10 protein-coding genes are annotated in these 12,543 nt (G+C 69.5%); 3 read left to right on the top strand and 7 right to left on the bottom strand.

What is annotated here, in order from left to right; genetic code table 11:
* Positions 1-7: 7 nt before the first annotated feature.
* Both ACRSCF_RS02735 and ACRSCF_RS02730 read right to left on the bottom strand, forming a co-directional pair.
* Entirely contained in the window at positions 8-790 is a 783-nt protein-coding gene (locus tag ACRSCF_RS02735; protein ID WP_013800319.1) for an enoyl-CoA hydratase-related protein, read from the bottom strand.
* Between the two features lie 230 nt (positions 791-1,020).
* Entirely contained in the window at positions 1,021-2,016 is a 996-nt protein-coding gene (locus ACRSCF_RS02730) for a tripartite tricarboxylate transporter substrate-binding protein (RefSeq protein WP_016450384.1), read from the bottom strand.
* A gap of 177 nt (positions 2,017-2,193) precedes the next feature.
* Here ACRSCF_RS02730 and hemE point away from each other — a divergent pair, with 177 nt between their 5' ends.
* The 3 genes from hemE (at position 2,194) to ACRSCF_RS02715 (ending at position 7,378) form a co-directional block, all read left to right on the top strand.
* Positions 2,194-3,306 carry a uroporphyrinogen decarboxylase gene (gene hemE / locus ACRSCF_RS02725; RefSeq protein WP_016450383.1) on the top strand — a complete coding sequence of 371 codons (1,113 nt, stop codon included), beginning with the start codon at positions 2,194-2,196 and terminating at the stop codon, positions 3,304-3,306.
* Between the two features lie 510 nt (positions 3,307-3,816).
* Complete coding sequence (gene priA / locus ACRSCF_RS02720) at positions 3,817-6,018, top strand: replication restart helicase PriA (RefSeq protein WP_047219278.1); 2,202 nt, start codon at positions 3,817-3,819, stop codon at positions 6,016-6,018.
* Between the two features lie 223 nt (positions 6,019-6,241).
* Positions 6,242-7,378, top strand: coding sequence for an asparaginase (locus tag ACRSCF_RS02715; protein WP_016450381.1), 1,137 nt, complete (start codon positions 6,242-6,244; stop codon positions 7,376-7,378).
* Between the two features lie 198 nt (positions 7,379-7,576).
* On the opposite strand, the gene ACRSCF_RS02710 is transcribed toward ACRSCF_RS02715, so the two are convergent.
* The 5 genes from ACRSCF_RS02710 to ACRSCF_RS02690 all read right to left on the bottom strand — a co-directional run bounded on the left by ACRSCF_RS02710 (position 7,577) and on the right by ACRSCF_RS02690 (position 12,541).
* The gene (locus ACRSCF_RS02710) at positions 7,577-8,440 is read right to left on the bottom strand and encodes a ChbG/HpnK family deacetylase (protein WP_016450380.1); all 864 of its coding nucleotides are present in this window, start codon (positions 8,438-8,440) and stop codon (positions 7,577-7,579) included.
* The gene (locus tag ACRSCF_RS02705; protein ID WP_017406517.1) at positions 8,437-8,859 is read right to left on the bottom strand and encodes a GtrA family protein; all 423 of its coding nucleotides are present in this window, start codon (positions 8,857-8,859) and stop codon (positions 8,437-8,439) included. Before ACRSCF_RS02705 ends, ACRSCF_RS02710 begins: the two co-directional genes overlap by 4 nt.
* A 2-nt stretch (positions 8,860-8,861) precedes the next feature.
* Positions 8,862-9,866 carry a glycosyltransferase family 2 protein gene (locus ACRSCF_RS02700; RefSeq protein ID WP_016450378.1) on the bottom strand — a complete coding sequence of 335 codons (1,005 nt, stop codon included), beginning with the start codon at positions 9,864-9,866 and terminating at the stop codon, positions 8,862-8,864.
* Positions 9,863-11,482: a glycosyltransferase family 39 protein gene (locus ACRSCF_RS02695; protein ID WP_034368704.1), complete on the bottom strand. Its 1,620-nt coding sequence runs from the start codon at positions 11,480-11,482 to the stop codon at positions 9,863-9,865. Before ACRSCF_RS02695 ends, ACRSCF_RS02700 begins: the two co-directional genes overlap by 4 nt.
* Positions 11,483-11,590: 108 nt before the next feature.
* The gene (locus ACRSCF_RS02690; RefSeq protein ID WP_016454507.1) at positions 11,591-12,541 is read right to left on the bottom strand and encodes an AEC family transporter; all 951 of its coding nucleotides are present in this window, start codon (positions 12,539-12,541) and stop codon (positions 11,591-11,593) included.
* Between the last annotated feature and the right edge of the window lie 2 nt (positions 12,542-12,543).

Below are 12,543 nucleotides of genomic sequence, written 5' to 3'. Positions count from 1 at the left end.
GGGCTCCTCAGCGGTCCGAGAACACGGCAGCCCGCTTGCCCAGAAAGGCGGCCACGCCCTCCTGGTAGTCGTGGGCTGCGCCCAGCTGGCCCTGCTGGCGCGCCTCGCGCGTGAGCGCATGTTCGTAGTCCAGCAGCTGGGCCGAGTCCATGGCCTCCCGCGTGCGCGCCAGGGCCCGCACCGGCATGGCGGCCAGGCGCTGCGCCAGGGCCTGGGCCTCGCTGCGCAAATCGGCATCTTCCACGCAGCGCCAGATCAGGCCGATGCGTTCGGCCTCGGCCGCAGGCAGCTTGTCGCCCAGCAGCGCAAGGCCCAGGGCGCGCGCACGGCCCACCAGGCGCGGCAGCAGCCAGGTGCCGCCGCAGTCGGGCACCAGGCCGATCTTGGCAAAGGCCTGGATGAAGCTGGCCGAGCGTGCGGCCAGCACCAGGTCGCAGGCCAGCGCGATATTGGCGCCCGCGCCGGCAGCCACGCCGTTGACGGCGGCCACCACGGGCACGGGCATGGACTTGAGACGCAGGCACAGCGGCTGGTAGCGGCGCTCGATCAGGTCGCCCAGGTTCTGGTCGGGCGCGGCCTCGGGGTCGGAGAGATCCTGGCCCGCGCAAAAGCCGCGCCCCGCGCCCGTGAGCACCACGCAGCGCACCGAGGCATCGCCGGCAGCCTGTTCCAGGGCCGAAAGCAGCTGCTCGTGCAGCTGCGCGTTGAAGCTGTTGAGCGCGTCGGGGCGATTGAGCACCAGGGTGCGGACGGCGTCGTGCTGCTCAACCAGAACCAGCGATGGGGGCATGGAAGTCTCCGTGGCCTGTCTGCCGTCTTTATGCGGCAGATCAAACATAATTTACCGAATGGTCGGTAAATGTTAGTCGCCAGACCCTTTCCACCACAAGCGCCCAGGCACCGAGGAAACCCTAGGCCCCATGAAAAATGACCCCCACGCTGCCCCCCGAGGGGGCGTTTTTCATCTTGGGGCGGCCCGGCGATGAAAAAAGGCCCGCACGGGCCATTTTTCTTGAAGGTTCAGGGCTTGAAACCCGAGCGCTGCACCACCGGCGTCCACTGGGCGCGGTAGGCCTTGAGCATCTCGGCCGTCTGCGCGCTGCTGCTGGAGACCGGGGTCAGCCGGCTGGCCTCGAATTTCTGGCGCGTGTCGGGCTCCTTCATGATCTCCTGCACCATGCGCGACAGGCGCTCGGCAATGTCGGGCGCCATGCTCTGGGGCGCGAACAAGGTGTTCCAGCCCATGCCCGACAGGTTCAGGCCCGATTCCTTGAGCGTGGGGATGTCCGGCGCCATCGTGCTGCGGCGCTCGCCCGACACGGCCAGCACGCGGATCTTGCCGGCCTCGTGCTGGGGCAGCAGCACGTCGAAGGTGTCGATGGCCAGCGGCACCTGGCCGCCCACCAGGTCGGTCAGCAGCGGGGCCGAGCCCTTGTAGCCCACGGTTTCGGTCCGGACCTTGGCGGCCTCGCCCAGCATCAGCGAGAAGAAGTGCGGCAGGCTGCCCGTGGCCGGCACGCCCACGTTGGCCTGCTGCGGATTGGCACGCAGCCAGGCCAGCAGGTGCGACAGCTGCCTGACGGGCACGGCACTGGCCACGGCCACGCCGAATTCATAGCGGTTGACCTCGCTGACCGGGCGGAAGTCCTTGTCGGGGTCGTAGCCCGAGTCGGGGAACACCAGGGGCGCCACCAGCATCACGGCCGGGTTGGCCAGCAGCAGCGCGGGCTGGGAGGCCGGCGCGTTCTTCACATACTGGGCCGACAGGCGGCCGCCCGCGCCGGGCTTGTTCTCCACCACTACGGGCGAGCCCACGCGCGCCTGCAGCTTGTCGGCCACGATGCGCGCCACGCGGTCGGTGGCGCCACCGGGCGGGTAGCCCACGACGATGCGCAGCGGCGCCTTGCCCGGAAACAGCGGCTCGGCCGCCGTGGCACTTCCAGCCAGCCCGCTGGCAGCCCAAACGGCCGAGGCCGGTGCCAGGGCCAGGATCTGGGTCAGGGTTCTTCGCTGCATCGCAAACTCTCTCCTTGCATGGACGGATTCCTGTGCGGAACGCACGCCGCACAATGTAGCGGCCTCAAAAAGCCCGTTGCCGCCGATATTGACCAGGGTTAACCCGGGGCAAGACGCCCTGCGCTGCTCGGGCATCGCGGCAACCTGGCGAAGCCGACTCGGCGACAATCGCCCACCATGAGCTTCGCCCCCCTGACCAACGACACCTTCCTGCGCGCCTGCCGGCGCCAGGCCACCGACTACACGCCGCTGTGGCTGATGCGCCAGGCGGGCCGCTATCTCCCCGAATACAAGGCCACGCGCGCCCGGGCCGGCAGCTTCATGGGCCTGGCCACCAACGTGGACTACGCCACCGAGGTCACGCTGCAGCCTCTGGAGCGCTTCCCGCTGGACGCGGCCATCCTGTTCTCCGACATCCTGACCGTGCCCGACGCCATGGGCCTGGGCCTGTCCTTTGCCGAAGGCGAAGGCCCGCGCTTTGCCAAGGTGGTGCGCGACGAGGCCGCCGTGGCCGAGCTGGCCGTGCCCGACATGGACAAGCTGCGCTATGTGTTCGACGCCGTGACCAGCATCCGCCGCGCGCTCGATGGCCGCGTGCCGCTGATCGGTTTCTCGGGCAGTCCCTGGACCCTGGCCTGCTACATGGTCGAGGGCAAGGGCAGCGACGACTACCGCCTGGTCAAGAGCCTGATGTATGCGCGCCCCGACCTGATGCACCGCATCCTGGCCATCAACGCCGACAGCGTGGCCGCCTACCTCAACGCCCAGATCGATGCGGGCGCCCAGGCCGTGATGGTGTTCGACAGCTGGGGCGGCGTGCTGGCCGATGGCGCCTTCCAGGAATTCAGCCTGGCCTACACGAAGCGCGTGCTGGCCGGACTCAAGCGCACGGGCGTCGATGGGCAGGACGTGCCGCGCATCGTCTTCACCAAGGGCGGCGGCATCTGGCTGCCCGACATGAAGGACCTGGACTGCGAGGTGCTGGGCCTGGACTGGACGGCCAACCTGGCCCGCGCCCGCGCCATCGTCGGCGGCGAGGTGGGCGGACCCGGCAAGGCGCTGCAGGGCAACATCGACCCCAATGTGCTGTTCGCGCCGCCCGAGCGCGTGGCCGAGCAGGCGCGCGCCGTGCTCGACAGCTTCGGCGCCCCGCACACCGACAGGACCACCACGGGCCCCACGCACATCTTCAACCTGGGCCACGGCATCAGCCAGTTCACGCCGCCCGAGCATGTGGCCGCCCTGGTCGAGGCCGTCCACGGCCATTCGCGCGCCATGCGCCAGCGCTGAGCGCCCGCCCTGCTCCTCATCACACGCAGGACCGGATGCCAGCGCAGCGCCGGCCCCCTGCCGTGACAGCCACCGGCCCGGCTGGGCCGCGCTGTCCACAGTCCGCGCGCCCGGCCGGCGCTTGCTGCACAAGATGGCCACAGACCATCTTATGCACAGAAAAATCTGAGCGAGGTCTTAGGACTCACAGTTGTCACCCGCACCTGCACGCGGGCGACATATCGATATAAGCCGTTGTTTTTGAAGATTTTTTTTGATAGCACCGTTTTCAGAATGCACCACTCGGAAAGGTCAGACAAATGGGGGGATGGCCATAGATCCGAATAATCCCCACAAAGTTATCCACAGAAATTGACGATATACCCAGAAACCCGTAGCCACCGCCCGGGATGTCTGGTGTAGAACGCCGCTTCCCACGCCTCGGACGCTGCCCAAGGCTTATGCTTGGCGGCTTTGTTGCCGCTGTTCGTGCCCTGCGGCGCCAGCGTTTTCAGGCCCCGCTTTCTTCCCATGCCCCTTCCCGCCCATACCGTCCATGTCGCCGTCCAGACGCCGGCGCACAGCGCCGTGGGTGATCTGCTGAGCTACACCTGCGAGCAGCCGCTGGAGCCGGGCACCCTGGTGCGCGTGCCGCTGGGACGCCGGGAACTGCTGGGCGTGGTCTGGGACGCGCCGGCCCAGCCGCCCGCCGTGCCCGAAGGCGTGGAGCTGCGCGCCATCTGCGCCGTGCTGGAGGGCATCGCGCCGCTGCCGGCGGCCTGGCGGCGGCTGGTGGCCTTCGCCGCCTACTACTACCAGCGCAGCGTGGGCGAGATCGCCGTGACGGCCCTGCCGCCGCAGCTGCGCGACATGACGGCCGAGCAACTGGCGCGCCGGCTCAGGCCGACCAAGGCCGCGGCGAAGAGAGCGGCCAAGGCTGCAAAGGCGGAACAGGCGCAACCGGCGCCTGGCGCTGCGCCTGCATCAGCGCTCGCACCGGCCCCGGCCGCCGCAGACATTCCCCCCATCGTCCTCAGCGCCGAGCAGGCCGACGTCTTCACGCAGATCGCCGCCCACCCCGGCCCCTTCCTGCTCTACGGCAGCACGGGTAGCGGCAAGACCGAGGTCTACCTGAGGACCACCCAGGCCGCGCTGGATGCCGACCCCGGCGCCCAGGTGCTGGTGATGGTGCCCGAGATCAATCTCACGCCCCAGCTGGAGCAGCGCTTCCTGGCGCGCTTTGCGCCGCAGTATGGCGCGGCCTGCGTGGTCAGCATGCACAGCGGCATGACCAACCCGCAGCGGCTCAAGAGCTGGCTGGCGGCACACACGGGCACGGCGCGCATCGTGCTGGGCACGCGCATGTCGGTGTTCGCCAGCCTGCCGGGGCTGTCGCTGATCGTGGTGGACGAGGAGCACGACGCCAGCTACAAGCAGCAGGAAGGCGCACGCTACTCGGCGCGCGACCTGGCCATCTGGCGCGGGCGCGATACCGGCGCCAAGGTCATCCTGGGCAGCGCCACCCCCTCGCTGGAGAGCTGGCACGCCAGCCGCCCGCCCAATGCCGAAGAGCCGCAGGGCGGCCGCTACCTGCGCCTGCACATGCCCAGCCGCATCGGCGCGGCCGCCCTGCCGCGCGTGCGCCTGGTGGACATGGGCCAGCAGCCGCGCAAGGCCGTGTTCTCGCCGCCGCTGATCGATGCCATCACCGAGCGTGTGCAGCGCGGCGAGCAAAGCCTGGTGCTGCTCAACCGCCGCGGCTTCGCGCCCGTGCTGTTCTGCGCCGACTGCGGCTGGAAAAGCGACTGCCCGCACTGCAGTGCCCACCAGGTCTTCCACAAGGCCGACCGCACGCTGCGCTGCCACCACTGCGGCTACACCCAGCGCGTGCCCATGGCCTGCCCCGGCTGCGGCAATCCCGACATCCTGCCGCTGGGCAAGGGCACGGAGCAGCTGGAGGAAGAACTGGCCCGCCTGCTGCGCAACGTGCAGCGCCCCGACCGCGAGCCCGCCCGCGTGGCGCGCATAGACGCCGACACCACGCGCGCCAAGGGCGCGCTGGAGGAGCAGCTGGCCCAGGTGCATGCCGGCGACATCGACGTGCTGGTCGGCACCCAGATGGTGGCCAAGGGCCATGACTTCCGGCGTATCACCCTGGTGGCCGCCGTCCAGCCCGACAGCGCGCTGTTTTCCAGCGACTACCGCGCGCCCGAACGCCTGTTCAGCCTGCTGATGCAGGCGGCCGGCCGCGCAGGGCGCGACGCGCACTACGTGGCCGCCCAGGGCAGCCATCCGGAGATGTGGATACAGACGCACGACCCGTCCCATCCCGTCTACACCGCGCTGCGCTCGCACGACTACCCTGCCTTTGCGGCGCGCCAGCTGCGCGAGCGGCGCGATGCGGGCATGCCGCCGTTTGCCTTCCAGGCCATCGTGCGGGCCGATGCGCGCAGCCAGGAGGCCGCCCAGGCCTTTCTGGCCGCCGCCGCCCAAGCCGCGCGCCAGGCCGGCCTGCCCCATGTGGACGATGTGTTTCTCTACCCGCCCATTCCCATGTCCGTCCAGCGCGTGGCCAATGTGGAGCGGGCGCAGATGCTGATCGAGTCGGCCCAGCGGCCCGCCCTGCTGCGCTTTCTCTGGGCCTGGCAGGCGCATCTGCACTGGATCAGGGCACAGCCCGAGCACCGCGCCCTGGTGCGCTGGCTGGTGGACGTGGACCCGCTGGCCATCTGAACGTGGCACAGCCTCTGGAACGGCCCCAAAAAACCTCAAGCCTTTCAGGCCTTTGGCGCAATCCCACAAAGCATTCACCGCTACTTTTTCGGAAGCGCTTTTAGCGCATCCGCCGCACGGCTCCCATCGGGATTTGCGCTGATGCAGGCGGGGCATGTTTATTGCATCGTGCCGCATTCAGCCCACAAGGCTGGATCATTCAATGCCTTTCCAGGAGCGATACATGCCGTTCACCCCCTTCCGTATGACCTTGATGGCCGTCGCGCTTGCGCTGGCAGGCTGCGCGTCCCAGCCCGGCGCCAGCCAGGCCCCCGCAGCCGCAGCGCCCGCCACGGCGACCGCCCCTGCACCCGCTCCCGCCGCACAGGCCGGCAAGCCCAACGTGGTCGTCCTGGCCACGGGCGGCACCATTGCCGGCGCGGGCGCCAGCGCCGTCAACAGCGCCACCTACACGGCCGCCAAGGTCCCCGTGGACAAGCTGCTGGCCGGCCTGCCCGAGCTGAGCAACATCGCCAACGTCTCTGGCGAGCAGGTGTTCCAGATCGCCTCCGAAAGCTTCACCAACAAGGAACTGCTGACGCTGGCACGCCGCGTCAACGAGCTGGCCAAGCAGCCCGGCGTGGACGGCATCGTCGTCACCCACGGCACGGACACGCTGGAGGAGACCGGCTACTTCCTGAACCTGGTGGTGCCTACCGACAAGCCCATCGTCATGGTCGGCTCCATGCGCCCCGGCACGGCCATCTCGGCCGACGGCGCGCTGAACCTGCTGGGCGCCGTGGCCACGGCCGCCTCCAAGGACTCGGCGGGCAAGGGCGTGCTGGTCAGCATGAACGACAACATCGACTCCGCGCGCGATGTGGCCAAGCTCACCAACATCAAGACCAATGCCTTCTCCAGCCAGTGGGGCCCGCTGGGCATGGTGGTCGAGGGCAAGACCTACTGGTTCCGCGCCCCCGTCAAGCGCCACACCAGGGGCAGCGAGTTCAACATCGAGCAGATCACCGACCTGCCCGCCGTGGACATCGTCTATGGCTACGGCAACGTGCCCGCCACGGCCATCGACGCGCTGGGCAAGGCCGGCGTCAAGGCCATCGTGCACGCCGGCACGGGCAACGGCTCGGTGGCCGACCGCATCGTGCCCAAGCTCAATGAACTGCGCCAAAAGGGCGTGATCGTGGTGCGCAGCTCGCGCGTGCCGGCCGGCTTCGTGCTGCGCAACGCCGAGCAGCCCGACGACAAGTACGACTGGGTCGTCGCCCATGACCTGAACCCGCAGAAGGCCCGCCTGCTGGCCGCCGTGGCCCTGACCAAGACGCAGGACACGAAGCAGCTGCAGCGCATCTTCTGGGAATATTGATAGGCACCCCCTGAGGCGCTGGCGCGCCTTCCCCCCGTGGCACGGCGCCTCTCTACCCGCTTCGCGGGGGAGGGGGACGACAGCCTCGCTGCGGGGCGGCCCTTGCTTGCTGTCCCTTGCTTTGGGCCTCGTCGGTTTTTTGCGCTGCGCCCACATGGCCCGGTCCATTTTTGGCCGGGCCTTTTCTATTGCTGCTTCTTAGTTCGTTGTGAACAGCGGGGTGAGGGGGCCTTGGGCGATGTGGCAGTGCGCTTGTTCGAGGGCCTGGGCGAAGGCGTCGGAGCGCAGGTAGGCGTATTCGACGGCGCGCTGGGCGCCTATGGCGTCGCCCTGGACGGGGGCGGTGGCGGGGTGGCACATCATGAGGCTGCCGGGCTGCAGCTGGGCCAGCCATTGGGCCATGTGGCGGCCATAGCCTTCGGGCGTGGGCTGGTCGAAGGCGTAGACGCCGCCGAAGCCGTGGTTGAGCGGCACGCCCTGGCGGCGCAGGCGGCGGGTGGTGGTCCAGCCGCCGAGCAGGGCGATGATGGCGGCCTTGGGGTCGCGCCAGAGCTGGCCGGCCGGGGTGGTGGAGCGGACCCAGGGCAGGTCGTCGGCGTTGTCGCCATAGCGCTGGCGCAATTCCTGCACCAGCGCGGCGCGCACGCCGGGAAGCTGGTGCACGTGCTGGTGGCCGTCGATGAAGTCGGGGGCCATGCCCAGCGCGTCCTCGAAGGCGTCGAGCTGGCGGCGCCAGGCGTCGCGCATGGCGGCGCCGCCGAGTGCGCCGGCATAGGCGCGCGCGATCACGGCACCGATGCCGGCGGCGGGCTGCAGGCCATGGCCCTCGGTCAGGTTGAAGTGCAGGCCCAGCGACAGGCGCGGGCGCAGCGCGGGCAGGCGCCTGGCCGCCTGCCTCCAGTGCGGCGAGGTGGTCATGCAGCTGGTGGCCGACAGCCGGCCCTGCAGCGTGAGCTGCTCCACGGCCTCGTCGACCAGGGGGTGCAGCGCATAGTCGTCGGCGCACAGGACGACGGTTCTGGCCGGGGACTTCTCCCCGTTTATGGCAGGCATGGTGTTCATGGGGATTCCTTGCGTCCGGGGGCCGCAAAGGCCCAGAACTTGGCCAGGACGAAGGTGCCCACCGCCACCAGCACCAGCACCAGGGCCAGGCTCCAGAAATAGTGCCAGTGCAGCCAGTGCAGGGCCGCCCAGTACAGCAGCTCGTTGGCCACGAAGGAGACGCAGGCCACGGCGAAGTATTTGGCCACCACGGCCCGGCCACGTGCCTGGGTCTGCACGAAGGTGAACAGCGCATGGCCGTTGTAGCTGACCACGAAGGCCACGAGAAAGGCCAGCACATTCGCATGCAGCGGCGCCATGCCCGCCAGCTGCACCAGCAGGGCGACCACGGCCAGGTGCGTGGCGGCCGCGCAGCCGCCCACCAGCACGAACTGCAGCGCCTGCGGCAGGCGGCGCAGCTGCGCGATCACATCGTGCATGGCTACTCCCGCGGCGCCAGCGGGCTGCGGTCCTCGTCGCGCGCCAGCAGATAGGTGGGGCGGCGCTTGACCTCGTCATAGATCCGGCCGATGTACTCGCCCAGGATGCCGATGGACATCAGCTGCACGCCCGAGAACAGCATGATGCTGGCCGCCAGCGTAGGCCAGCCGTCCAGCGGGTTGCCGAAGATCAGCGTCTCCATGGTGATCCACAGCCCGTAGAGCAGGGCCGCCAGCGAGATCATCCCGCCCACGATGCTCCACACGCGCAGCGGCAAGGTGGTGAACGAGGTCAGCCCCAGCAGGGCCAGCGAGCCCAGGCGCCGGAAATTGAAGCTGGACGCCCCGGCCGTGCGGTCGGCCGGCACGAACGGCAGTGCCGCCGCCTTGAAGCCCACCCAGGCGTACAGGCCCTTCATGAACCGGTGGCTCTCGGGCAGGGCCTTGAGCGCGTCGGCCACGCAGCGGTCCAGCCAGCGGAAGTCGCCGGCATTGGGCGGGATCTTCACCAGGTTGCCGGCATTCATGAGCCGGTAGAACAGGTTGGTGCCCACCCGCTTGGCGCCGCTTTCGGCGCCCCGGTCGGCGATCACGCCATAGACCATGTCGTAGCCGGACTGCCACAGTTCGCACATCTGGGGCAGCATCTGCAGCGGATGCTGGAAGTCGGCGTCGATCAGCACCACGGCATTGCCGCGCGCATGGTCTATGCCGGCCGACAGGGCCGCCTCCTTGCCGAAGTTGCGAGACAGCGCCAGGTAGCGCACGGGCAGCTCCTGCGCCATGCGCAGCGCGATCTCGTGCGTGGCGTCGCGGCTGCCATCGTTGACGACGATCAGCTCGTAGTCGGGCGTCAGCGTGCGCACCATCGCGTCCAGGGCGCGCAGGAACGCCTCCAGGTTGCCCTCTTCATTGTGGGCCGGCACCACGCAGCTCAGCCGCAGCGGCGCGCGCGGCAGCATTCCCTTGGGAGCGGCCGGAGCAATGTCAGCATGCAATTCGGTCATAGGCCAGCATTGTCAGCGGGCTGGCTGCCCGCGCGCGGCAACACATCAAAAACCGCATACGCATAAGGTGTGGGCACAGGAAAACGCCAGCCCGAGCGTTGCAGCGTGAGCACACGCGGCTCCTGCGGCAGGCCCAGCTTCGCCAGCCAGGCCTGCGCCTGCTGCTCGCAATCGCGCGATTTCGCGGTCGGCCCGGGCTCGCCGGCCACGGGGCCGCGCGGGCACAGCAGCAGGCCGGGCTGGCGGCGCCAGTCCGCCAGCGCCAGCACACGAGCATATTCGCTGTCGGGCAGGCCGGGGATGGTGCGCAGATGCGGCTGTGCATAGAAGGAGAGCATGGCGTTTTCCGCCCAGTCGCCGCCCACCCACTGCAGCGGCTGCTGCGGGTGGCGCTGGTTCCAGGACAGCACGATGGCCTGGGCCGCATCGGCCGCGGGCCGGTAGTAGTCGGAGCTGCTCTTGCGCGCATTGCCCCAACCCGCGGCCACGCCAATCACCAGCACCACGGCCAGGCTCGGCCACCAGGCGCGGCGCAGCGCGGCCAGGGCGGCCTGCGTCGCGGCAGGCGCCTCGGCGTCCAGGTTGCGCAGCCACAGCAGCACGAAGGCATAGCCGATGGGAATGGCCCAGGGCGTGGACAGCTCCACCACGCCGGTGGCGCCAAAGCCCAGCGTCGCCAGCCAGGGCATGAGGGCCAGCCAGAACAAGGTGTCGCCCCGCCCCTGCCAGGCCCAGCTGCGGCGCAGAAAGCGCGCGCTCCAGCGCAGCCAGCCACCGCCTTGCTGGCGGGCCTGCATGAAGCCATACACCAGGCACACGGCCAGCCAGGCCGGCAGCCAGTAGAAGATGGGCGCCAGCGCAAAGCGCAGCACATAGCTCCACACCACCTGCCCGCCGCCCTGGTCCATGGCATAGCCCAGCGTCACCCACTGGTGGTGGGCAATCCAGGCCACATGCGGCGCCAGCGCCAGGCCAAAGGCTGCCAGCGCCACATAGGGCCTGGGAGTGAGCAGCCACTGGCGACCTTCGCGCACCAGGAGGATGGGCAGCAGAAAACCGGCCAGGAACACGCCGCTGTAGTACTTGCTGAGCATGCAGGCGGCCGAGACCACGCCCAGGGCCACGCTGAAGGCCAGGCCCCGCACACCCTTTTCCTGCCAGCTGGCCAGCAGCAGGGCCGCCGCCCAGGGCCACAGGGACAGCAGCTGGCTGTTGGCGTTGAACTTGCCGGCCAGCGTCGTATACGGGAAGCACCACAGCAGCAGCAGCGCCCCCAGCGGCGCCAGGCGCGCCAGCCCCAGGCGCCGGCCCAGCACATAGACACCCCACAGGCCCACGCCCACATTGGCATAGGACAGCAGGCGGTAGAAGGCGTCGTTCTGCGGAAACACCATGAACCACAGGCCGACCACCCAGGCGAAGAACGGCGGGTGCTTGTGCGTGCCCAGCTGCAGCGGCTGGGACCAGGCATAGTTCTCCAGCATGTCGTGGTAGCCGTCCAGGTTGCCATTGGCCAGCCAGGACACCAGGGCCCAGAGCAGGCAGGCCAGCGTCACCATCCAGAGCAGGCCCGCGCCCGTGGGGGCGCCGGCCGGGGCAGAGGGGGAGGGTTTCATGCAATCCCGTCGAGGTGGTGAAAAAACATGGGCGCGATTGTAGAGAGCGCCAGCCTGCCGACAGGCCTGGACTGACCGGGCCTGCCCAGTCCTGCCGCTCGGACCGGCTCAGGTCATCAACGCCACGGCACCCGAGAAACTCAGGAAGGCCAGCACCGTGGACACCAGGATGATGCGGGCCACCCGCCCGCCATGCGCACCGAAGCGCTCGGTCAGCAGCGAGACATTGCTGGCGCTGGGCAGTGCGGCCAGCAGCACCAGGGCCACGAAGGCCTCCTCACCCAGAGGCAGGCCCAGCGCCATGGCCGCGCGGGCCACGGCCCAGACCAGCAACGGATGGACCAGCAGCTTGGCCAGCGCGATGGGCACGTAGTCGCGCGCGGCCACGCGCTCATGGCTGTTCATCTGCGAGCGCGCCAGCACGGCGCCTATGGTGAACAGCGCCACGGGCGAGGCCGCGCCCGCCAGCATGGCCACGGTGCGGTCGATGGGGCCGGGCAGCGTCCAGCCCGCCGCCGACGCCACTGCGCCCAGCACGATGGACCAGGGCATGGGGTTGGAGGCCATGCCCGCCAGCGCGCGGCGCAATGCCACCGCCACACCGTGCCCGCCCGGCATTCCGAGGCGCGACAGCGCAATGCACAGCGAGGTGGTCACCACCATGTCGATGGCCATGGTGACGATGACCGGGCCCGCCGCACGCTCACCCAGCAGCGCCACCAGCATGGGCACGCCCATGAAGCCGGTATTGGGGAAGGCGGCCACCAGCGCGCCGAAGGCCGCATCGTTCCAGCCCACGCGCCGCAGCGTGAGCGCCACGGTGGCGCCCACCATCAGCAGCGCGCACAGCAGGTAGACCACGGAGACGCCCACATCCAGCAGTTGCGCGATCGGCGTCTGCGCGCCAAAGCGAAACAGCATGCAGGGCAGCGCGAAATACAGCACGAAGGCGTTGAGCCCCGGTATCGCCGCCTGCGGCAGCACGCCACGCCAGGTGGCTGCGAAGCCGCAGGCCACGAGAGCGAAGAAGGGGAAGGTGATCAGCAGGACGGACAGCACGC

Source organism: Delftia sp. 11MD (assembly GCF_050907895.1).
In the GTDB taxonomy this organism is placed as follows: domain Bacteria; phylum Pseudomonadota; class Gammaproteobacteria; order Burkholderiales; family Burkholderiaceae_C; genus Comamonas; species Comamonas tsuruhatensis.
The sequence above is the reverse complement of the archived record's forward strand: the minus strand, read 5'-3'. Positions and strand labels throughout refer to the sequence as shown.